This window comes from Terribacillus sp. JSM ZJ617, assembly GCF_044383785.1.
Lineage (GTDB): Bacteria > Bacillota > Bacilli > Bacillales > Amphibacillaceae > Terribacillus.
In genome coordinates this window covers 862,358-883,285 of record NZ_JBISEQ010000001.1, presented here as the reverse complement: position 1 = coordinate 883,285, position 20,928 = coordinate 862,358, and the positions used below count along the sequence as shown (strand labels likewise).

Here is a 20,928-nt window from a genome sequence, read left to right as displayed (position 1 = left end):
TTATTTTTTCTTCACGTCGCTCAACTTTTTCGCTGCTGCCGGCCCTTTTACATCCCGGTAGCTTTTTATATCTTCAATATGTTTGATTTTAGAAACAGACTTGACTTGCGGGCCATGGTTATCAGATCCGCGGTCACCCTCCACCTTGTCCTTCATCTGCTTTGCAGTATCCTGGAGTTCATCTTTCCAATCCAGTAATTTCGTCCTCAGCTTATCGGCCGATTGCTGAGCCTTTTCGTGTACATCAGTACCTTTGTTTTTCTTGATGTCTTCCAGTTTCGAAGCGGCAGTTTCTGCTTTTTCTCCTACCTTATTCGATAGAGAGGCTTCCATTTGATCCTTTGCTATCTGCCCCATTTTTTTCTTAAGGTTTTTTTTCTTTTCCTCGGGAATAGCTTTTTTTAGAACACCGGTTACGAGCCGCGTTGCTGCCTTAGCTGTTTTTGTTTTGTAAGCTTTAACGATTGCTCACCTCCTGTGCACATAGAAGCTACATTCCCAGAAGTAATCACTTTTATAGCAAAAAAATTGTGAATGAAGATATTGGCATCATTGGTAACAAAAAATAAGAAAACCGCGCTATCTGATGCGATAGCGCGGTTGCAACGTTTCTTGCACTTAATAATATTGTTAATCACTGTTACCTTGTAAAGATGTTCATTTTTTAGTTGACTTCCTTATTTCCGACAAATGGAATATTACCTTATATTTTCCACATAATCATGCGCAGTTATTCCATAGACACTTTTGAAATGCTTATTCAAATGAGTCAGATCAACAAACCCACAAGCCGCAACTGCTTCATATATATCTTTGTTTTTCTCTACGATTTGCTTCGCATGCTGGACTTTGCTATTTAGGAAATACTGATACGGCGAAATGCCCGTATGCATGTTAAACAATCTAATAAATTTGTATTTCGAAATTTGTAATTCGTGACTTATTTCATCCAGTTTTAGTACACCTTGAAGGTTGCTGTGAATCATTTCCTTCGCCTTCAGAATTAATGCATTATCCTTTTTACTGGTAGTATTTAATTCCGTTTTTGTGAGTCTATCTGCTAGAGAAACTGCTAGTTCATTACTTAGGACTTCTTCGGTTTCATTTAATATTGCCTGACCAAGTCTCAGGATCTTTTTTTCGAGTCCAGCATCATATACGATTGGCTCTGCAAAACGTATCAATTCCTTTTGCCCTGTAATTTCCTGCAGCAACTCAGGCTCCAAGTACAGCATCACATACTCAAGACCAGTCTCATCGTGTGCCATACCATCATGTGTCTGTTCCGGATTAAATAACATCACGCCATTTGGATAAGACAATTGCTTGTGGCCATCCAAATTATATTGTTGTATACCTCGTAAGGTAACCCCCATTGCATACTCCCTATGCGCATGTTTCTTATATGTGAATTCCTTCATGCTCGCCGACAAGACAGTGATCCCAGCCGACTTCTTATAGATGAACTTTTCCATTTTCTTCACCTCTGGTTATCTAAATCCATATCATGCAGGCTGCATAGAGTAAAAACACTGCCATGAGTATATTTACCACTTTGGTATGTTTCTGGAGGAATCTCTTAAAAATAGTCCCGAAAAGGACCCATCCAATGAAAGCCAAGAAACCAATTATCGTTATAACAGCAACAAAGATCAGTATCACTGCATTTTCTGTATAGTTTTTCATAACGAAACTGGGAATGACAGTCAGTGTAAAGATAATCACCTTCGGATTTAAAAACTGCATGAAGAAACCGGATAGAAAAGTGCCGTTCAGTTGACCGCTCTTTTTCGAGCTGTCTGACTTATATATTTGATATGCAAGGTATAACATGTATAGACTTCCGATTACTTGCAGGAAAACGAGTATTTTCGGTAAAACAGTTACAAGTACTGCATTCAGTATAGCAGATAGAAATAATAGCAGACTAAATGCGAGAGTCGCTCCGTACGTATAGCGCATTGCTCTTTTAGTACCAAATTGATTCACAGTTGATAAGATAACAATATTCGTAGGTCCAGGTGTAAATGTAACGATAAAGCAGTAAATCAGAAAAGAAGTGATATTCATGCTGACTCTCCTTTTTCAATGGTCTAACATGAATATAAACCGAAGCAACTGCTGTTATATAGTACATTATTGCAAATTATAAGTGTCTAATTACGAACAATGCCCCTAAGCACCGCTTCGGCAAAACACTCCGCTTTCCACGGGCACGGTCTCAGCCTCCTCGTGGAAATACACCACTGCGGGGTCTTCGACTCGCGCTGTTCCCGTAGGAGTCTCCGTATTCTGCCTACGCTAGTATAGATTATAGTAAAACAAAAAAAAACCTGAACTTACGCAGATCTTGTTTTAAGATTTACGCACTTGTTCAGGTTTTCATCTGGCTAAAACATTTTTGTTCCAGCCTCCCTAGGACTTCAACCTTACACAGATTTCAATTTATTTTTCTGTGTAGCCAAACTCACTAATACCATCACTATACAGTTAACTATCAATGCAATAATCCCCGTATTCACATCATTCCATGATTGCGGAAGAGATGGGATTAAATCGACTAATGTTGTTTGACTTGTTGTGATATAAGCGACAACAGCTAGTCCGGCAATGATACCTGCTGCTGCTCCATATTTATTAATGAAACTCCGCTTCCACAAGCTGCAGAATAGGGACGGAGCGAGTTGCGTCATCAGGCTGTAGCCCATCAATATGATATTCGATAACGTTGCTCCTCCGTGCAGTGTGAAATAGACTGCCAGCAGGGAAACAATCGGAACAAACATTCTAGCCAACTTTCCTATTGTCTTATCACTTGTCTTAGGTGCAAACACCTGATAGATATTTTTTGCAAGTAGAGTGGCTGTATTCATGACCAGCAAGGAACCTGGTACCAACGCTGTCAGCAATCCCGCGCCGCCGATGATACCGATCACCCACGGGTCGAAGGTCTCAATCGATAGTCGCAATAGGGAAAGATCCACATCTTCCCCTTCCAATCCAGGCACAGCCAGAATCGCTGCTGTTCCGACGAAAAAGACGAATAAAAGCATAAGTGTATAAAGCGGGCTTATTATCGCGTTTTTACGGAAGACCTTCTCGCTTTTCGCTGTATACGTGGAACTGAACACTTGCGGCCACATATAAAACCCTAGCACGAGCAGCAAAACAGTTGAGATGACCCATGTCATACTATAGCCTTCATCCGGGAACTTGAGAAATTCTGGGTTAGCCGCATGAACTGCCTCGAACATAGGCTGGAAGCCGCCATAATAATGAAGTGGCAAATAGATACCGAGGAAGCAAATGACGATTACCATGACAATATCCTTGATTGCAGCTGTCCATGCTGAACCATGCACGCCCGAAAGCATGACATAAATCGTTAAGCTGATAGCGCCGATCCATACAGCAGTTTGCATAGAAATAGCCCCATATGATGCTTGCGAAACGATGATTCCCAACCCCTTGAGCTGCACAACAATGACAGGAATCATGCCAATCACCCCGACTAGTGCAACAAGTACACCTAGATACGGGCTGTTAAACTTTCTGACGAAGAAATCAGATTGGGACACAAGTCTATGTTCCTTCGCGTATCGCCATATGACCGGCAAAAGCCAATAAGACATAACATATGACAAACCAATATACATAAGTACATATAAAGCAGGTGCGCCTTTCCCATATGCCCATCCGCTTCCACCCAGGAAGGAGAATGTTGTATAAATTTCCCCTGCCATTAACAGGAAGACAAAAATGCCGCTGAATCCTCGGCCTCCGACTGTCCATTGCTCCAGGTCCATATCCTTTCCTTTTGTGGATCTGATCCCCAGGAAGACTGCCAAAAGCAAAAATCCCGATATAATTATAAGTGCAATATTCATTTTTTCTCATCCTCTTTATTCCGTGGATCTAGTTTGTACATGATTGCCAAGATAACCGATGTTAGAACAGTCCATAGAACCACCCAGAACATCACGAACGGCATGCCAAGTACAAAAGGTTCCACTCTATTTGCGAATGGGAGGAATCCCAGCATCCCGATGAAGGGAATGACAGTGAGAAAATATAAACGTTTCATTTTTGATTTCACCATCCAAGTTTGTAGTTACAACTGCTTTTCCTCTTGAAAAGCACATGATGATATCATAATCCTTCTTCTCATGATAAGCAAAATTAATATTGCAAAGACACAAGGGAATGGGGCATAAATAAAATTGCAGCACTTAATACAAGCACAACTCATGAGCGCCGCTCCGGCAGAATACTCCGCTTTCCGCGGGCACGGCCTCAGCCTCCTCGCGAGAAACCACGCTGCGGGGTCTTCAGCTCGCGCTGTTCCCGCTGGACAAGGAAAGCTTCGATAGCTTCACTTCGCACGAAGAAAATTGTTTTGTATTTTCGAGGAGTCTACGTATTCTGCCTACGCTAATCGTTTATTACAATCATAAAGGTATGTCATGGCTAAAAGAATAAATAAAAAATCCGAACTTATGCAATTTCTATTAAGAGAAATTCACATTACAGTTCGGATTTTTTTAGCTGAAACACTCCTGCCCAGCGTCATATAAAATTAGATTAAATCTATTAAACGAATATATCCATAATCAATACGCCGCCGAATGCTACAAATGACAGTATCGTTTCGAGAACGGTCCATGTTCGGAATGTCTCTTTGACGGTAAGGCCGAGGTACTCCTTGACCATCCAGAAACCGGCGTCATTCACGTGGGAGAACATGAGGGAACCGGCTCCGGTAGCGATGACGAGTAGCTCTAGATTGACACCTGACATGTGCGCGATGATCGGAGATACAATACCAGCTGCTGTTGTCAGCGCAACTGTTGCGGATCCTGTTGCTATTCGGATCAGGCCGGCAACGATGAATGCGAGCACAATTGGAGAAAGAGATAGATGCTCTGACATTTGCGCAATTGTATCGCCAACTCCACTGTCGATGAGCACTTGCTTAAACCCTCCGCCAGCACCAATAATCAAGATGATGGAACCAACCGGCAGGATGCACTCCTCCGTCATTTTCTTCAAACGTTCCTTATTCATACCTTGACGGAAACCAAGGAAGTAATAAGCTGCAAATACTGCAATCAATAGCGCTACTAACGGACTTCCGATAAAGACAAGCAGTTTCTCCGCTAGACTAGGAAGCGGCAGATATGGCCCAATTGCTGACAATATCATCAATATGACTGGCAGCAGGATAACAAAGAAGCTGATGCCTGTGCCTGGCTTGCTTTCAGGCTGTGTCACTTTAATGAGATTAGGCTCTCCTACTGGAATAACCCGTTTATGCACCCACTTGGCAAATACCGGTCCGCCCAGGATACCTGCAGGGATAGCGATAATAAGGGAGTATAATAATACCATTCCAAGATCTGCCTCGAAAATGCTGATAGCTGCCAGTGCACCGGGATGCGGCGGCACAAGTCCGTGCACAATGGATAGACCGGCTATGACAGGCAAAGCGATCAGCAAAATATTCTGCTTCGTTGTCTTATAGATACTGATAACAAGCGGGAGTACGATCAGGATGCCAACCTCAAAAAATACTGGAATTCCGATGATGAAACCGGCAATAAACATAGCCCACGGTAATCTTTTCGGCCCAAACATCTTTACGAAGAAGTCTGCCACCTGATTACCGGCACCCGAATCCGCCATCATCTTACCAAGGATCGTACCGAGCGCGAGGATACCGACTAGATGCCCAAGGACACCGCCGACACCTGTCTCATAAGCTCCGACAATCTGATCAAATGACAGACCTGCGGTAATGGCAAGGAAGAGACTGGCCACGGTCAAGCTGATAAACGCATGCCATTTGAAAACCGTGACACCGATGATAACGATCACGATTGCTAATAAGGTCATGAGTAAAAGATAGATTTCCATCTCTCGATTTCCCCTCTCTCTATTTAAGCGCTTTCAAACCTATGGGCGGAAGCTGCTGCTTTAGTGCAGCATCCTCCGCTGGAAATCAGCGATTCGTTCATATTCTGTTTGGAAGCTTCTGGACAGCTGAATATATATACTCATTAGTTCCTGATACACTTCGACACAATCCGGATCTGGTGTATGATGATGCGTTCTGCCAATCATATCGTTCACCACATCAAAGGAATCGATATCCCCTAAGCTGTACAATCCGAGAACAGCTGCTCCTAAGCAGGAGCTTTCATAGCTCTCCGGAATATGAACCTCTTGGTCGAATATATCCGCCATCATCTGTCTCCACATTTCCGATCGTGCAAAACCGCCTGTTGCTTGGATTCGTTTCGGCTTGCCGGTAAGTTCCGTTAAAGCAAGCAGCACAGAGTACAGATTGAAAAGCACACCTTCCAGCACCGCCCGGATCATATGCTCCTTTTTATGATGCAGACCAAGTCCGAAAAAAGAACCGCGGGCATTGGCATCCCAAAGTGGTGCCCGCTCCCCGGCAAGGTATGGATGAAACAGCAAACCGTCTGATCCTGGATTTACCGTTGAAGCGATTTTTGTCAGCACTTGATATGGATCGATACCAAGTCTAGCTGCTGTTTCTGTCTCAGCAGCTCCGAGTTCATCCCTTACCCAGCGTAGCACGACGCCTCCGTTATTCACGGGACCACCGATAACCCAATGATTCTCCGTCAAGGCATAACAGAATATACGGCCCTTCGGATCAGTTGTCGGTTTGTCCGTTACAGCTCGGATCGCGCCGCTGGTTCCGATTGTTACGGCTACTACACCTTCTTCGACGGCGCCGACACCAAGATTCGAAAGGACACCATCACTTGCACCGATGATGAATGGTGTTTGCCGCAGCACACCAAGTTTTTCTGCCATTTGCTCGGTGAGACCAACAAATTGGTACGTCGTCGAAACAGGCTCAGATAGTTTATCTTCCGTAACCCCAGCTACCTGCAATGCTTCCTTATCCCAAGCAAGCTCTTCCAGGTTGAACATCCCGGTTGCAGATGCGATCGAATAATCGACCTTATAACTGCCGAACAGTTTGAAAAAGACATACTCCTTAATAGAGATGAACTTAGCCGCTTGTTCAAAAGTGGCTGGATGTTCTTCTTTAAGCCAGCGCAATTTCGATAGAGGAGCCATTGGATGGATCGGTGTGCCTGTGCGTAAGTAGATGCTATGGCTATCCGTCTCTTCTTTGATTTTTTCCGTCCATTTCGTCGCGCGGTTATCAGCCCATGTGATACATGCTGTGAGCGGTTTATCATTTGCATCAACTGCTATCACACTGTGCATGGCGGAACTGAAGGAAATACAGCGGATTGCCGCTTTGTCTACGCCGCTTACCTGAATCGTCTCCCGGATTACCGTTACAACAGCTTGGTAGATGACTTCCGGATCTTGTTCTGCTGTTTCAGCTGTAGGCGAATGCAAAGGATATTCAATGCCTTCCTTTGCAATTACCTCACCTTCGGTTGTGAACAGGACTGCCTTCGTACTTGTTGTGCCCATGTCCACACCGATCATATAGGAAGCTGCCAACGTCTTCCCCTCCCTTTTCTTTAGCGTTTCACCACTGCATGTCCACCGAATTCATTTCGCAGTGCTGCTACTACTTTTCCAGAGAAGGTATCTTCGTCCAAGGAACGGTAACGCATCATAAGTGACATTGCGATGACTGGAGTTGCAGCTTGCAATTCAAGCGCCGTCTCAACCGTCCATTTTCCTTCACCGGAAGAATGCATCACGCCGCGAATCGCATCAAGTTTTGGATCCTTGCTGAAAGCGGATTCCACAAGTTCCATCAGCCAAGAACGGACAACGGAGCCGTTGTTCCACATCTTCGCAACTTGCTCATAATCGAAGTCGTAATCACTTTTTTCTAACACTTCGAAGCCTTCTGCAATTGCCTGCATCATGCCATACTCGATTCCGTTATGGACCATCTTCAGGAAGTGACCGCTGCCGCTTTTACCAGCGTAGTGATAGCCATTTTCCACGCTGATCGCTTGGAAGATAGGTTCAATCGTCTTGAACACCTCTGCATCGCCACCGATCATTGTACATACGCCGTTACGAGCACCATCAGTTCCACCGCTTGTACCAACGTCGAAGAAATGAACGCCTAGTTCAGCGAAGATTTTGGATCGTTCCACGGATTGCTTGTAGTTAGAGTTACCGCCATCCATCAGGATGTCTCCCTCGGATAGGTAGCCTTTTAATTCCTCCAGCACTTTATCAGTGATTTCACCAGCCGGTACCATCGACCAGACAATCTTAGGGCTTGGCAACTGTTCGACCAATTCTTTTAAAGAACCAGCAGCTGATCCTTTTGATTCAGCGAATTTAGCACGTGCGTCTTCACTTACATCAAAAGCTGTAACATCAAAGTTATTATCCAATAAGTTCAAACCAAGATTGAATCCCATTTTCCCAAGACCGATTAATCCAATATGCATGATAAGTTAGCTCCTTCAAAATAATTTTCAATTTATGATACCATAATACGAAAATAATTTTCATATAGCAAGCGCTTTCAGTTAATTTGTGCTATACTGCTTGTAACAAATAGGACGAAAGGCAGCTGATTTTCTTGGCACAACAAGGTTTAACGGGGATTCGTTCCCACTATCCAAGACTGAGTGAAAAAGAGAAAAAAATTGCAGATTTCATTTTGGAACACCCGGAAAGTATTGTTCACCAGACTATCAGCCAAGTAGCAGATCAGCTCGAAGTAGCGGATGCTACTGTTTCCCGTTTCTGTAAACGAATCGGCTACAAAGGCTTCCAAGCACTGAAAATTGCTTTAGCACCAGAAATCATTTCTCCCAATAAGATGCTGCACGAAGACGTAAACGATACGGATGAGGCAAAAATGGTTGCGGAAAAGATTTTTCATTCCAATATCCGAACCCTGGAAAATACATTGCAGGTGCTGGACAAGGCGGAGCTGGAGCAGGCTGTCTCATTGCTCCTAGAGGCAAGAAGAGTGGAGTTCTATGGTTTTGGAGGCTCGAATATGGTCGCAATGGATGCGTATCATAAGTTTGTCCGCTCTGGTGTGCCGGCCTTCGCGTTTCCTGATGCTCACTTGCAGCTCATGTCTGCTTCCCAACTGACCGACCAGGATGTTGCTTTTATCTTTTCTCATTCAGGTGCCAGCAAGGATGCCTATCAGCTGCTGCAGACCGTCAAGAAAACAGGCGCCAGAACGATCGCCATCACTGGCTTCCCCAAGTCCCCTATCGGCCAGCAGGTGGACGTTGCCTTGCATACTAGCTCAGAGGAAACCGATTATCGTTCCGAAGCGCTTGCGTCGCGGATTGCACAACTGAGTATCATCGATGCTCTTTATGTAACAGTCATCATGCGTCAGAAAGAAAAGGCACAAACCTCCGTTGAAAAAGTCCGTAACGCTATCGCTGCAACAAAAATGTGACCCGCCAGAAGCTGACGGGTCACTTTCCATTGAGATTTACTGTTGTAATTTCGAATTTGTCAAACCGATGTCTTGCAAAGGAATACTCGAAGGCAATACCGGTATTGAGATAAGCGACCTGCTCTATCACAAGTACCGGTTCATTTTCGGATAATCCCAGTTCCTTCATGTCTTGTGCTGTTGCTTGCTCCGCTCTGATCCGGCGGCGTGATCCTGCAATTTTCAAGCCTAATTCTTTTTCCATGTATGCATATACCGAGTTATGCAGGACTGTCGGGGTGATACCTGGAATGAGCGGCGTCGGCATATACGTTTCTTCTATAACATGAGGATTATCATCGACACAGCGTACACGGATATGATGATACACAGGCGTATCTTCCGAAATGGCCAAGTATGATGCCACTTCAGCTGTAGGGGCAATCATGTCAAACAACAAAAGCTTAGAGGTAACTTGCTTCTCCTTCATTAAACTGGTAAAGCCGAGCGTTTCATTCGTTCCCACATGAATGTAATCCGATTGGAAGGAAGACTGCACAATGAATGTTCCATGTCCGCGCTTTCGGAAAACGATTCCCTCTGATGCAAGTACATCAAGCGCGCGCTTAACTGTCATCCTGCTGCATGAAAATTCTTCGACAAGGCTATGTTCATCTGGTAACGGCTGGTCCAGAGGGTAGAATCCTGATTCGATACGATGTCTGATTTCTTCTGATATCACTTGATATTTCATAGTGTTCCTCCTCTGCTGCCGATCTGTTTGTTGTTAGCTTATCAAAATACTGGAATTGCAGCAATCTGCCAATGAAAATGACGGCCATATTGGCCGCCACTATCAGAAACCGTTTCGCTGTACGACTTGTTTCATCCATTCGCCGCTTTTCTTGATTGTGCGTTCCCCGTCTTTCTCCAGGTTAACCGACACAAAGCCATAGCGATTTTTATATGCATTCGTCCACGACCAATTATCCATGAACGTCCACAGATGATATCCCTTTACATTTGCTCCTTCATTCAAAGCCTTGTGCACCCAGCGTAAATGATCCTTGATGAAATCAATTCGGTAGTCATCTTGAATGATTCCATCACTGTCGCGGAACTTCTCTTCCCCTTCAACTCCCATACCATTTTCAGAGATGAAACAAGGTATGTTCCCATAATTATCTCGCAGGTTGACAAGTATATCGTAGATTCCTTTTTCGTAGATCTCCCAGCCTCGATGCACATTCATCTTCCGGCCAGGCATCTCATAAGAATCAAAGAATCTGTCAGGCATGAACGGTGCATCTGGGTGGACACTATTTTCCTTTGCCTTCACACGTCGCGGCTGGTAATAGTTCACTCCAAGCAAATCAACCGTATTCTCACGAATGATCTTCAAATCCTCTTCCGTATAAACTGGCATATATCCCTCATTACGAAGTATGTCTACCAGTTGATGCGGAAATTCCCCTTTCACAGATGGATCCAGAAAGGAACGATTGAAGAAAGCATCAGCAATCCGGGAAGCCTCCACATCAGCTGGATTGCTGCTTCGCGGATATGATGGGGTCAGATTCAGAATGATGCCAATCTCCCCATCCTGTGCTTGTTCCCGGTACGCCTGAATGGCAAGGGAACTTGAGAGCTGCGTATGATAACCCACTTGCACAGCTCGACTGAAATCTACGACATTCGGATAGTGGAAGTCATACAGATAACCACCTTCTACCGGCACGATCGGCTCGTTATGCGTGAACCACTTTTTCACTTTATCGCCGAACAAACGGAAGCATACAGACGCATAATCTCTGTAAGCCTCGACGACTTCTCTGCTTTCCCAGCCGCCTTTTTCCTGCAGTACCATCGGCATATCGAAATGGAACAAATTCACGAATGGCTCAATATCGTTATCCAGCAGTTCATCGATTACATTCTGATAAAACGCTGCTGCTTTTTCATTGACTGCTCCTGTCCCCTCCGGTATCAGCCTTGACCAGGAAATGGAGAATCGAAAAGAGTTATGGCCAACCTGTTTCATTAAAGCGATGTCTTCTTTGTAACGGTAATAGAATCCGGATGTATCGGCAGGGCCGATACCATTATGAAAACGATTCGGCTCCTGCTCATACCAATAATCCCAAATATTCGGCGTCTTCCCGTCAACATCCGCAGCACCTTCCATCTGAGGTGCCGATGAGGAGGAACCCCACCAAAAATCCTCGGGGAATAGATAGTTTACTTGGTCTTTCTTCTGTTCTGTCACTTCCATATCAAATCTTCTCCTTTGGTACTTGCATATCCGATTTTGCATTTTTCTGTTCCGCTTCTCTTTCCTGCTTTATATTCATCCGGTCGATAAATTTGAGGAATGGGAACCAAATGGCGAATACGATCAAAACGTTAACGAGCTGCAGCAGAGATCCGGCAATTGAGTTGGTTGCCAGGAATCCGCTAATGAAAATCGGAACGGTCCACGGTATCGTTACCCCAGTCGGCGGCGGCACGAGACCAATCGCCATCGCTATATAACTGACCACCGTTACAACCATCGGCGCAATGATCCATGGCAGCAAAATCAGCGGGTTCATAACAATCGGCAGTCCGAAGATGACTGGTTCGTTGACATTGAAAATACCCGGCCCGATCCCAAGCTTTCCGACCTGCTTCATCTGCTTGCTCCGCATGAACAGCAGTATTGCCGCCAGTACGGCAAGCGTCATCCCTGTCCCCCCTGCACCGACAAGATAGACTTCGATGAACTGTTTATTGATGATATGTGGTACTTCACCACCAGCTGTATAAACTTGCAGATTTTCCAAAGACAATGTATTCCAGATTGGATCCATTACCGAGTTGATGATGATCTGTCCATGTAACCCGAAGAACCAAAGGATTTGGATGAAGAACACGGCAATCAAGGTAGCCGTAAGCCCTCCGCCAAGTCCGACAAGCGGTGCCTGCACCGTGTTGAAGATGACATCATGCAAATTCGTATGGAAGCCTTGCGTCACAATGATATTAAGTACTAAAAATACCGACAGCGTGACAACCGCCGGAATGAGGGCAGCGAATGATTGCGATACTGCTGGCGGCACACCTGCCGGCATCCTGATGACAATTTTCTTCTGTGTAATGAATCGATAAATTTCCCCGGAAACAAACGCGACGATCATACCGAGGAACATACCCTTTGCTCCAAGACGGTCGACAGCAAGTACATTACTCACCACTTCCCCGCTCTCTGTCGACACAACGAATGGTGTCAGCAGCAGGAATGCGGTCAATGCTACAGCCCCGCCGAAAATGGCTTCCACTCCATAGCTTTTCGCCAAATAATACCCAATACCAAAGACGACGAAGACAGACGCGATATTCATTGTGGCATTCGGCGCTGGTCCAAGCGACTCTTGGATACCAGCGAGCAGCGATTCACTCATTACATTGTCCAAAAATGGCAAGTTTGCCAAAACGACCATGATAGAACCGAAAATCGTCAATGGGAACGCCAGCATGAAGGCGTCCCGCAGCACACCAAGATAGCGATTGTTATTCAGCTTACCGGCAATCGGAATCAAAAACTTACTAAACTTATCGAACATTGCCTGCTTCCTCCTTTAGCTCTTCAGCTCTTGGAAAATTGGTATCATTTCTTTGACCATTTCTTTCATCGTCAATGTAGACATAAAATGGTCCTCTGCATGAAGGAACAAAAGAGAAAGTTCCTGCCGCTGCTGGCCTGCTGCTTCCTGCTGTACCAGCTGGAAATGGACCTTGTGTACAAGTGACAGATCATCTTCTGCATCTACCAGCATTTCATTGACTTTCTCTATATCACCCTCACGATAAAGCCGAAGTGCTTGCAGTACTTTACTTCTGGCATTACCGCTATGCAGGATCATCTGAAAACAAACCTGCTCCTCGGTCAGCTCTTCTAATTTCAGCTCACTCATGATGTTGCTCCAATCAGACCAAGCGCCTGTTTATACGCTTTCTCTCCATCAGCCATCCCATATGCCATCATGTCGATTACGTCAACTTGGATGCCATATTTCTGCGCTTCAGCCGCGAGTTCCCCTTTGAGAAAGCTCATTTGTGGACCGATTAGTACAACATCTGCCTCCGCCATATCTTTTTTTGCCTGATCCTGACCGACTGCCCAAATCTTTGCTTCTTCTCCTATCGAATCTGCAAACGCTTGCATTTTGGTGACCAAGAGACTCGTGCTCATACCGGAACTGCATGCTAAAAGGATTCTGTTCATTTGATAACACTCCTCGGATTTATTAAAAGCGCTTTCATCTGTATTATATAACTAATTTTATATTTGTCTAGACATTTAATAATAAATGTTTAGTCTTTTGTTAAACTGACTACATGTCAGGCAATAGTAATAGGCTTTCATTGCCTTAATATGTTAAACTAGCTTTATCTTTTCAGGGACGGTATAGCTGCTTTTGAATCAGTTGAAAGTAGTTTTCTTATAATCGCAGTCTATTAACACCACCCCCTTAACCGTCCAGCATATTATGACTAATAGGAGTATTGGTATATGGCTGTTATTGAAAGCACGGAACAATTTATCACCCATCTGCACACATGGCATAAAACAATCAAAACACGCGACCGGACTTTGTCGGCTAAACTGCGCGAAGAAGCATATACAGCTTTGCATGAAGGTGAATTCGCGGACGAACTATGGGATCGTTTTTTGCTGCTAGATGCACGGTTTGATTTTCTGAAAGGCGATACGGATCTTTGCGAGGAAAAACTGCAGCGGTTGAACCCGGATGAGTTGAACGATTACCAGTCTTTTTTCTACTATAGTTTTCTGGCAATCGTGAAGTATAGCAGAAAAGAATACTTTACAGCTATCGATTTATTGGAAAAAGCAGAGTTGCATATGCATGCAGTTGAGGATGAAGAAGAGCATGCCGGCTTGCATTATAATAAGGCGATGCAATTCTATTATTTAGACATCAATGCCTTGTCCAGTTTTCATTTGGAAAAGGCAATAGCTATCTATTCGGCATATCCGCAATATGAACTGAAGGTTGCAAATTGCAAATCCCTCCAAGGATTGAATCAAATCGATCTGCGGGAATTCGATAAGGCAGAAAGCAATCTCCTCGAAGCCCTCTCCATTGCCGAAAAACTCGGACAGGAAGATATGGTTGTTGCATGCGGATTTAACATCGGTCTCATGTATCACAAACAAAATGCAGATGAGAAAGGCATCCCGTATCTGCTGCAGGCTGTTACGCACTCGGAACATCCCTTGTACATACAGGCACTATTCACGCTGACTCGTTCCCTTTACATTTTAGGAAAATCCGATCAAGCGGAGACCTATTACAAAATCGGCATGCGTGTATGCGAAGAAAAGGGAAACCTGGAATATCGCTGGCAGTTCGCCATACTTTGGGCGAAATATGTGGAACGTGACACAATGGATTATGTGTACGATTCAGCGATCACTTATTTTAAGGAAAACGGTCTGTTCTACTTGATGCGCAGATATGCCCGCGATTATTCACAATTCTTATGGGAAGCACAGCAAATCGAACAATTCCATTATTATCACAAACTTGCATTGTCGAATGACTTCCAATAGAAAAACGGCTCATCTGATGATGAGCCGTTTTTCTATTTTTAAATTAGCCTTCAGACAAAATAGCATATTATCTTTAACTTAAAATCCTCTCTTTTTAAGAAGCCCAATGAGAGGGCTGGATTATGTGTGAAGGCAGCTGCGTCTGATTATTACCCTGTGCCGAATTTATCTGCATCTGTGTCAAGAACATACTAGTAGACAGATTGGCGCCTTCCACATTTGCATCCCGCAAATCTGCTCCGATAAAATCGACAGCCCTTAAATCGCCATCCTTCAGGTCCGCTGCAATCAGATAGGCTCCTCGAAAATCAGCTGCTCTAAGGTCTTTTCCTTTTGCACTTTTCCCTATCCAATCTGCACCTCTATAGTCCAGTTTCCGTTTAGTCGGAATGGAATTCGTTATCGTATGCCGGATGTGACTGCTTGTCTTGGAAAGTAACTTATTCACAGGCTTGCGCAGCTTCATTATATCCAAAGTCTGTAAGTTGTCGGCATCAAGAATTGTTAAGCTTTCTAAATCCTTTAGCTGAAGTGTGAGTTCTTTATGTAGATCCTGCGGCAGTCGATAAGACAATGCCTCTGTAACATAAGCCAGCATCTCGTACAGCTGTACCATCACCGGAAATACAGAGAACATCTTATCGGCTGTTTCCTTGCTTTCTCTCCAATCCTGTCCATTGAACGTGACTTGGGAGACTTGTTGACCAGCACCGAAACAATCAAATACGGTACACCCCTTAAACCCCTTCCCCCTTAGTTCACTATGGATCTGACACCGAAAATCAGATTGCAGGTTAGGACATGGTACACCTGCAGGTTTATCAATGGCAAAGTCGCTGGATGCTGCAATATGAAGCGCTGTACAGCACAAGCCAAAACAGTTGGCACAATCTGTCCGCATACTCTTCCTATACTCCTCGGCAGCGAAGTTATCAATCTGATAAGACATTAGCATTCTTCCTTATAGTGTAGTTTTTTACTTTTCTACTTTCCCCTAGTCATCAAATCCAACAGCAGCTGAAATCTCTGCAGTACATCCGTCAAATCAAGCTCCAGCGCTTCGTTGATCTGATTAATCCGGTAATTCACCGTATTCGGATGGACAAAAAGTGCTGCTGCAGTCGGTTTGATTTTGCAGTTGTGAAGCAAATACATTTCAAGGGTTTTCAGGAGTTCTTTCTTATCGTTCGGATCGAGCTTTTGGATCTTTTTCAGATGTTCGCTTTCATAGCCAAGTTCTTCATTCTTGTCAGCAATAGCCTGAAGATAGCGCCACACGTGTAAATCCTTGTAATAAAGAGATAAAGGGCGATGGGTCAGAATGCCGGCATGGATGACCTCTTTTGCTTGATTCGCACTTTTCAGCAAGTCGAAAGGATGTTGATAAATACCTCCAACACCACTCATCACAGCAGCGTCTTTATCCTTCACATAATCACGGATTCGCTGGATGACTTCCTTGGCTAATGCTTCAATTGGCGCATCTGCTCGCTTTCCTCCTAATACGATGAGCAGGATATCTTCTTGTATGAGAACATGATGCAATTTATCTTCAAGCTGCAAGGAAGTTTGAGCAACCTGCTGCAAATCAGAAAGAAGCGCTTCGTCCTTTGCTGTCAGCTGTACAGCCGCAACAGCAAAATGTTCCGGCAGCTTCACACCGAATTCCTTTGCTCCCCATTCCAAATCTGAAGCTGATTTATATACCCTGTTAAAAATATTCTGATAAAATTGATCCTCTTTTTCCTCTTGCTTCAGCTTCGACTTCTGTATGTCATAAATGAGCCTGCCGATATGGAAGGAAATATCATATAAAAAGTCGATCCCTTCAACAGGAAGCGGTTCCTCCATCTGCTGAATCCAGATAAAGCCCATAATACGGCCTTCGTGCTTTGCACTTACAACAATTCTCGTATTCAAGCCTATTTCCGGCATTGCTTCTACTACAAAAGGACGCTCATATGTTTTCAGCTTATTTACGACACCTGCTTCAATAAACTCTTCATAGATTGGCAGTGTCCACTTCTTTGTGAAAATCGTCTGCTGGTTCGCTTCATCAAAATGTTGGATGTAATGCGAATTATACGCAAGTAATGTATAATCGGCACTCTCGACAATCACTGGCCGTTCCAGCTCGAAGCTAAGCAAATCGATGACAGCATCCAAGTCATTGATGGATAATACACGATCGAATAACTCCATAGCTCATACCCCTAAGCATTTTCTTTTATCATACTCCAGCAGGAGGGCTTTGCCTAGATACTTCCTTTTTTTCTATAAAAACCAAAAATATTGATAGAATTTAACTAAAGTATTGGTTCTCTTTAATTATTTATATTTTAAAAAACTACATAATTCTATTTACCTACCGATAAATAAATGTAGCCGTAATATAAGCAGAGAGAGGGACAATATCAATAATGGAAGAAAATAAAAAAAGAGGTAATTTCTTTAGCAGGAAGATTTTACGCAAAATACTTTATCCTATTCTTGCAATGTTTGTCATTTCAGGAGTAGTAACAGCCTATTTCGGCTATGAATTCAGCCGTAACATGGTGCTTGAAAGCCAATCCAATCAAATGGAGGATCAAACAGTTGTTCAGCTGAACAGCATCTATGATCTATTCCTCGACAATATCGAGTCTACATTGGGAAGTATCAGCAGAACCCAATCATTACAGGAAGATGATATGGACCGACTAGCTGTAACGATGGAAAGCTATACAAAAGACAACCCAAATATTAGCACCATTTTCTACCAGCCAATTGACGGTGACATGGTAGCCTTTCCGCAAGCCAATTTACCAGAAGACTATGATCCAACTACACGGCCATGGTATCAGCTTGGTTTAGAGCTGGAAGAGCGCGCTGGTTATACAGATCCATACATGTCAGCCGATTCAAGCGAATCTGTAGTCGATGCGGTTAAGCCTATCTTTGACAATAATAATCAACTTAAAGGCATGGTTGTCGTCGAATTCAAGCTTTCCCGTCTGAAGGAGCTGACAGAGCAGGTTAAAGTCGGTGAGACAGGATTCGCTGCGGTATTTGATGGTACAGGACATTTCCTATCCCATCCGGATGCTGAAAAACTAGGCACAGATGCAACGAAAGAGAAATTCTGGGAGAAGATGCAATCGACCGGGAGCGGCGGTATCGTCAATTATGAATATGAAGGCGAAGAACGTGTTCTTGCCTTTACAACGAATGACAGAACAGGCTGGACAATCTCAGCTATTGTACCAAAACATGAGTTCAGCGATTTAGCTAAAGGGATTATTCTTCCTTTAACCATCACTGTATTGATTGTTTTAGCTCTCGCACTGATCGTTACCTTCTTCGTTGTGAACTCTGTAGTACGGCCGATAAAGCAACTGCGAGACAAGATGAAGCAAGTAGAAGATGGCGATTTGACTGTTAAGATGAATAGTAAAGCCTCTGATGAAATTGGCGATCTATCCAACAGCTTCAATAATATGATTGGGAACATCCATTCTATGATGCAGAATAATACTGCGATTTCTGCTAATGTGCAGTCCGCATCGCAGGCGCTTGCGGCGAATGCAGAAGAAAATGCTGCCACTTCCGCTGAGGTAGCTGCGACCATGGAAGAAATTTCTGCTGGTACGACAAGCCTGGCTGAAATCATGGAGCGCAATACTGTTGCGACAGAAGCATTGTCCGAAAATATTAAACTAGTAAATGCGCACAACCAGCAAGTATATGATGAAGCACTGCAAATGACCGATTCAGCCAAAGTCGGCGGCTCACAGATGCAGCAATTGATTGAGCAATCCAAAGATGCCATCGAAGCTACCAGCAAGATTGAACAAGCTGTACAGAACCTGCAGCAAAAATCCGCGAACATCAGCGGTATCGTTAATACGATCACAGATATTGCTGGGCAGACGAACCTGTTGGCACTGAATGCTGCCATTGAAGCAGCACGTGCAGGCGAAAGCGGCAAGGGCTTTGCTGTCGTGGCAGATGAAGTGCGCAAGCTGGCAGAACAGACAGAATACGCACTTCGTGATATCGGTTCCATCGTGCAGGAAATTCAAACTGAAACGGCTGAAACAGCAGCCTTCGCTTCGAAGACTGGCGACGTTGTCCGCGGTCAAGAAACAGCGGTAAATAATACAAAAGAAATCTTCATTCAAATCCAGAAAGCAATTGCGCATAATATGGAATTGACTGCACGGACGAAGGAAGAAATGAAACTCATGATGGAAAGAGAAGCTACCCTGGCAACCAATACTGGTGAAATTGCAGCAATCAGTCAGGAGACAGCAGCCGGTACAGAAGAAATTACGGCATCTGTAGCCGACCAAACTCATTCCATGGATCAATTAAAAGAGCTGGCAGAAAAGCTCGAGCAAGATGCCAATACCTTACAAGAGCAGCTTCAGCAATTCAAATTAGATTAACAAAAACCCGCTTTCCTGTTGGAAAGCGGGTTTTTTCTATACAAAAGCTGGCAGCGGATCAGAAAATACAGCACTATCCTGCTGCATTTCCTCATCTGTCAGCAGACACGAATCCAGATCCCTGCTTATACCTTCCTTATCTATGCCAATCCCGATAAAAACCAGCTCCGTCATTCTGTCTCCATAAATGGGGTGCCATCTAGCATCCAGTTCTTTGTCCTCGGCTCGGAGAGCTTCCTGTTCATCTGGCGGATATGTGCTTAGCCACGGTCCCGCAGCTTCGATTGCCAGCGACCGTCCCGCCTGTGACAATAAACCGCTTGTATCCGGGCGGGATGCAAGCCAGAAAAAGCCCTTCGCCCGCACAACATCGCTCGGCCAATTCTCCAGCCACTTCATCCAACGATCCGGATGGAACGGCCGTTGTCTTCGATAGACAAATGAAGAGATTCCATACTCCTCTGTTTCTGGTATATGCTCACTGTTTAATTCCTTGATCCAGCCAGCAGATTGACTGGCTTTCTCAAATGAAAATTCCTTTGTATCCAACACAAGACTCGGATCTACTTTTCCAAACTCCGTTTGATGGATATTCGCTTCTGGATTCAGTGTATGCATCAAGCTGTATAGCCGCTGCAGTTCATCCTTATCCAGCTGATCTGCTTTATTAAGCAAAATCACATCCGCGAATTCGATTTGGTCGAGCAGTAAATCAGAAATCTCTCGTTCGTCTTCTTCTACTGCCTGCTGCTGCCGATCCAATAAGGACTCTCCAGATTGATAATCATGCCAAAAGCTCCCTGCATCCACGACCGTTACCATCGAATCCAGCCGGCATTTGGCAGACAAGTCAATTCCGAGTACATCTTCTTGATACGTAAAGCTTTGCGCTACCGGAATTGGCTCGGATATCCCTGTTGATTCTACAATGATATAGTCGATGTCCAAGTCAGCCAGCTTGTCAATTTCGATTATCAAATCTTCTCGGAGCGTACAGCAGATACAGCCATTTTCAAGCTGGATCAGCTTCTCATCGGTGCGCTTCAATCCGCCCTGCTCGACCAAATGGGCATCAATATTAATTTCACTCATATCATTCACGAGCACACCTATTTTCAGCTGCTGCTTATTGGCAAGCAGATGATTGAGAAGCGTTGTCTTACCCGCTCCAAGGTAACCGCTCAAGACGGTCACTGGTATTCTTCGATCCACCGCTTACCAGCTCGCTTTCCGCACACCAGGTACTTGCCCTTTATGAGCATACTCGCGGAATTTAATCCGGCTCATGCCGAATTGCCGCATATAACCGCGCGGGCGTCCGGTTATTTCACAGCGGTTTTTCAATCGAGTCGGCGAAGAATCACGGGGCAGCTTCTGTAATGCTTCGTAATCTCCCTTTTCCTTCAGTTCCCTTCGCAGTTCTGCATACTTCATCACGAGTTCCTGTCTTTTTTTCTCTTTTGCTATTTTCGATTTTTTTGCCATTATTACTTCCT

General features: G+C 44.3%; 20 protein-coding genes. 3 read left to right on the top strand and 17 right to left on the bottom strand.

Going from position 1 to position 20,928, the window contains the following annotated elements; translation table 11 throughout:
* From ACH6C1_RS04235 to gnd, 8 genes are all read right to left on the bottom strand, one after another.
* Entirely contained in the window at nucleotides 1-357 is a 357-nt protein-coding gene (locus ACH6C1_RS04235) for a hypothetical protein (RefSeq protein WP_374074885.1), read from the bottom strand.
* 341 nt (nucleotides 358-698) lie between these two features.
* A complete protein-coding gene (locus tag ACH6C1_RS04230; RefSeq protein ID WP_374074882.1) occupies nucleotides 699-1,475 on the bottom strand; it encodes a helix-turn-helix domain-containing protein in 777 nt (258 codons plus the stop codon).
* A gap of 19 nt (nucleotides 1,476-1,494) precedes the next feature.
* The gene (locus tag ACH6C1_RS04225) at nucleotides 1,495-2,070 is read right to left on the bottom strand and encodes a LysE family translocator (protein WP_095224217.1); all 576 of its coding nucleotides are present in this window, start codon (nucleotides 2,068-2,070) and stop codon (nucleotides 1,495-1,497) included.
* 359 nt (nucleotides 2,071-2,429) lie between these two features.
* The gene (locus ACH6C1_RS04220) at nucleotides 2,430-3,887 is read right to left on the bottom strand and encodes a sodium:solute symporter family protein (RefSeq protein ID WP_374074879.1); all 1,458 of its coding nucleotides are present in this window, start codon (nucleotides 3,885-3,887) and stop codon (nucleotides 2,430-2,432) included.
* On the bottom strand, nucleotides 3,884-4,084 hold the full coding sequence (locus ACH6C1_RS04215) for a DUF3311 domain-containing protein (protein ID WP_095224264.1): 201 nt from the start codon (nucleotides 4,082-4,084) through the stop codon (nucleotides 3,884-3,886). The genes ACH6C1_RS04220 and ACH6C1_RS04215 overlap by 4 nt, the downstream gene beginning before the upstream one ends.
* A gap of 506 nt (nucleotides 4,085-4,590) precedes the next feature.
* Nucleotides 4,591-5,913: a GntT/GntP/DsdX family permease gene (locus ACH6C1_RS04210; RefSeq protein ID WP_374074877.1), complete on the bottom strand. Its 1,323-nt coding sequence runs from the start codon at nucleotides 5,911-5,913 to the stop codon at nucleotides 4,591-4,593.
* A gap of 60 nt (nucleotides 5,914-5,973) precedes the next feature.
* On the bottom strand, nucleotides 5,974-7,500 hold the full coding sequence (gene gntK / locus ACH6C1_RS04205) for a gluconokinase (RefSeq protein ID WP_374075565.1): 1,527 nt from the start codon (nucleotides 7,498-7,500) through the stop codon (nucleotides 5,974-5,976).
* 35 nt (nucleotides 7,501-7,535) lie between these two features.
* On the bottom strand, nucleotides 7,536-8,432 hold the full coding sequence (gene gnd, locus ACH6C1_RS04200) for a phosphogluconate dehydrogenase (NAD(+)-dependent, decarboxylating) (protein ID WP_374074875.1): 897 nt from the start codon (nucleotides 8,430-8,432) through the stop codon (nucleotides 7,536-7,538).
* 134 nt (nucleotides 8,433-8,566) lie between these two features.
* Between gnd and ACH6C1_RS04195 the strand changes: the two genes are divergently transcribed.
* Nucleotides 8,567-9,412, top strand: a complete 846-nt coding sequence (locus ACH6C1_RS04195; RefSeq protein ID WP_374074873.1) for a MurR/RpiR family transcriptional regulator — start codon at nucleotides 8,567-8,569, stop codon at nucleotides 9,410-9,412.
* A gap of 19 nt (nucleotides 9,413-9,431) precedes the next feature.
* On the opposite strand, the gene ACH6C1_RS04190 is transcribed toward ACH6C1_RS04195, so the two are convergent.
* The 5 genes from ACH6C1_RS04190 to ACH6C1_RS04170 all read right to left on the bottom strand — a co-directional run bounded on the left by ACH6C1_RS04190 (nucleotide 9,432) and on the right by ACH6C1_RS04170 (nucleotide 13,655).
* Nucleotides 9,432-10,145 (bottom strand): GntR family transcriptional regulator, encoded by a 714-nt coding sequence (locus ACH6C1_RS04190; RefSeq protein ID WP_095224224.1) that lies wholly within the window; start codon nucleotides 10,143-10,145, stop codon nucleotides 9,432-9,434.
* A gap of 102 nt (nucleotides 10,146-10,247) precedes the next feature.
* On the bottom strand, nucleotides 10,248-11,663 hold the full coding sequence (locus tag ACH6C1_RS04185) for a glycoside hydrolase family 1 protein (protein ID WP_374074871.1): 1,416 nt from the start codon (nucleotides 11,661-11,663) through the stop codon (nucleotides 10,248-10,250).
* A gap of 1 nt (nucleotide 11,664) precedes the next feature.
* Complete coding sequence (celB, locus tag ACH6C1_RS04180; protein ID WP_374074869.1) at nucleotides 11,665-12,993, bottom strand: PTS cellobiose transporter subunit IIC; 1,329 nt, start codon at nucleotides 12,991-12,993, stop codon at nucleotides 11,665-11,667.
* A gap of 15 nt (nucleotides 12,994-13,008) precedes the next feature.
* A complete protein-coding gene (locus tag ACH6C1_RS04175) occupies nucleotides 13,009-13,344 on the bottom strand; it encodes a PTS sugar transporter subunit IIA (RefSeq protein WP_374074867.1) in 336 nt (111 codons plus the stop codon).
* Nucleotides 13,341-13,655, bottom strand: a complete 315-nt coding sequence (locus ACH6C1_RS04170) for a PTS sugar transporter subunit IIB (protein WP_095224228.1) — start codon at nucleotides 13,653-13,655, stop codon at nucleotides 13,341-13,343. Before ACH6C1_RS04170 ends, ACH6C1_RS04175 begins: the two co-directional genes overlap by 4 nt.
* Nucleotides 13,656-13,943: 288 nt before the next feature.
* Here ACH6C1_RS04170 and ACH6C1_RS04165 point away from each other — a divergent pair, with 288 nt between their 5' ends.
* Nucleotides 13,944-15,005, top strand: coding sequence for a hypothetical protein (locus tag ACH6C1_RS04165; protein ID WP_374074864.1), 1,062 nt, complete (start codon nucleotides 13,944-13,946; stop codon nucleotides 15,003-15,005).
* Nucleotides 15,006-15,099: 94 nt separating this feature from the next.
* Here the strand turns inward: ACH6C1_RS04165 and ACH6C1_RS04160 are convergent, their stop codons facing one another.
* Nucleotides 15,100-15,954: a pentapeptide repeat-containing protein gene (locus ACH6C1_RS04160; RefSeq protein ID WP_374074862.1), complete on the bottom strand. Its 855-nt coding sequence runs from the start codon at nucleotides 15,952-15,954 to the stop codon at nucleotides 15,100-15,102.
* Between the two features lie 35 nt (nucleotides 15,955-15,989).
* A complete protein-coding gene (locus ACH6C1_RS04155; RefSeq protein ID WP_374074860.1) occupies nucleotides 15,990-17,207 on the bottom strand; it encodes a PucR family transcriptional regulator in 1,218 nt (405 codons plus the stop codon).
* 218 nt (nucleotides 17,208-17,425) lie between these two features.
* On the opposite strand from ACH6C1_RS04155, the gene ACH6C1_RS04150 reads away from it, so the two are divergent.
* The gene (locus tag ACH6C1_RS04150) at nucleotides 17,426-19,432 is read left to right on the top strand and encodes a methyl-accepting chemotaxis protein (protein ID WP_374074858.1); all 2,007 of its coding nucleotides are present in this window, start codon (nucleotides 17,426-17,428) and stop codon (nucleotides 19,430-19,432) included.
* Between the two features lie 36 nt (nucleotides 19,433-19,468).
* On the opposite strand, the gene ACH6C1_RS04145 is transcribed toward ACH6C1_RS04150, so the two are convergent.
* A complete protein-coding gene (locus ACH6C1_RS04145; protein WP_374074856.1) occupies nucleotides 19,469-20,644 on the bottom strand; it encodes a GTP-binding protein in 1,176 nt (391 codons plus the stop codon).
* 3 nt (nucleotides 20,645-20,647) lie between these two features.
* Nucleotides 20,648-20,917 (bottom strand): 30S ribosomal protein S14, encoded by a 270-nt coding sequence (gene rpsN, locus ACH6C1_RS04140; protein WP_095224234.1) that lies wholly within the window; start codon nucleotides 20,915-20,917, stop codon nucleotides 20,648-20,650.
* Nucleotides 20,918-20,928: the final 11 nt, after the last annotated feature.

Coding starts and splice junctions, on each gene's coding strand:
- ACH6C1_RS04190 (WP_095224224.1), bottom strand. CDS start 10,145: ATGAAATATCAAGTGATATCAGAAGAAATCAGACATCGTATCGAATCA.
- ACH6C1_RS04235 (WP_374074885.1), bottom strand. CDS start 357: ATGGGGCAGATAGCAAAGGATCAAATGGAAGCCTCTCTATCGAATAAG.
- ACH6C1_RS04155 (WP_374074860.1), bottom strand. CDS start 17,207: ATGGAGTTATTCGATCGTGTATTATCCATCAATGACTTGGATGCTGTC.
- ACH6C1_RS04175 (WP_374074867.1), bottom strand. CDS start 13,344: ATGAGTGAGCTGAAATTAGAAGAGCTGACCGAGGAGCAGGTTTGTTTT.
- rpsN (WP_095224234.1), bottom strand. CDS start 20,917: ATGGCAAAAAAATCGAAAATAGCAAAAGAGAAAAAAAGACAGGAACTC.
- ACH6C1_RS04150 (WP_374074858.1), top strand. CDS start 17,426: ATGGAAGAAAATAAAAAAAGAGGTAATTTCTTTAGCAGGAAGATTTTA.
- ACH6C1_RS04230 (WP_374074882.1), bottom strand. CDS start 1,475: ATGGAAAAGTTCATCTATAAGAAGTCGGCTGGGATCACTGTCTTGTCG.
- ACH6C1_RS04160 (WP_374074862.1), bottom strand. CDS start 15,954: ATGTCTTATCAGATTGATAACTTCGCTGCCGAGGAGTATAGGAAGAGT.
- ACH6C1_RS04170 (WP_095224228.1), bottom strand. CDS start 13,655: ATGAACAGAATCCTTTTAGCATGCAGTTCCGGTATGAGCACGAGTCTC.
- ACH6C1_RS04215 (WP_095224264.1), bottom strand. CDS start 4,084: ATGAAACGTTTATATTTTCTCACTGTCATTCCCTTCATCGGGATGCTG.
- ACH6C1_RS04210 (WP_374074877.1), bottom strand. CDS start 5,913: ATGGAAATCTATCTTTTACTCATGACCTTATTAGCAATCGTGATCGTT.
- ACH6C1_RS04225 (WP_095224217.1), bottom strand. CDS start 2,070: ATGAATATCACTTCTTTTCTGATTTACTGCTTTATCGTTACATTTACA.
- celB (WP_374074869.1), bottom strand. CDS start 12,993: ATGTTCGATAAGTTTAGTAAGTTTTTGATTCCGATTGCCGGTAAGCTG.
- ACH6C1_RS04165 (WP_374074864.1), top strand. CDS start 13,944: ATGGCTGTTATTGAAAGCACGGAACAATTTATCACCCATCTGCACACA.
- gnd (WP_374074875.1), bottom strand. CDS start 8,432: ATGCATATTGGATTAATCGGTCTTGGGAAAATGGGATTCAATCTTGGT.
- ACH6C1_RS04185 (WP_374074871.1), bottom strand. CDS start 11,663: ATGGAAGTGACAGAACAGAAGAAAGACCAAGTAAACTATCTATTCCCC.
- gntK (WP_374075565.1), bottom strand. CDS start 7,500: ATGATCGGTGTGGACATGGGCACAACAAGTACGAAGGCAGTCCTGTTC.
- ACH6C1_RS04220 (WP_374074879.1), bottom strand. CDS start 3,887: ATGAATATTGCACTTATAATTATATCGGGATTTTTGCTTTTGGCAGTC.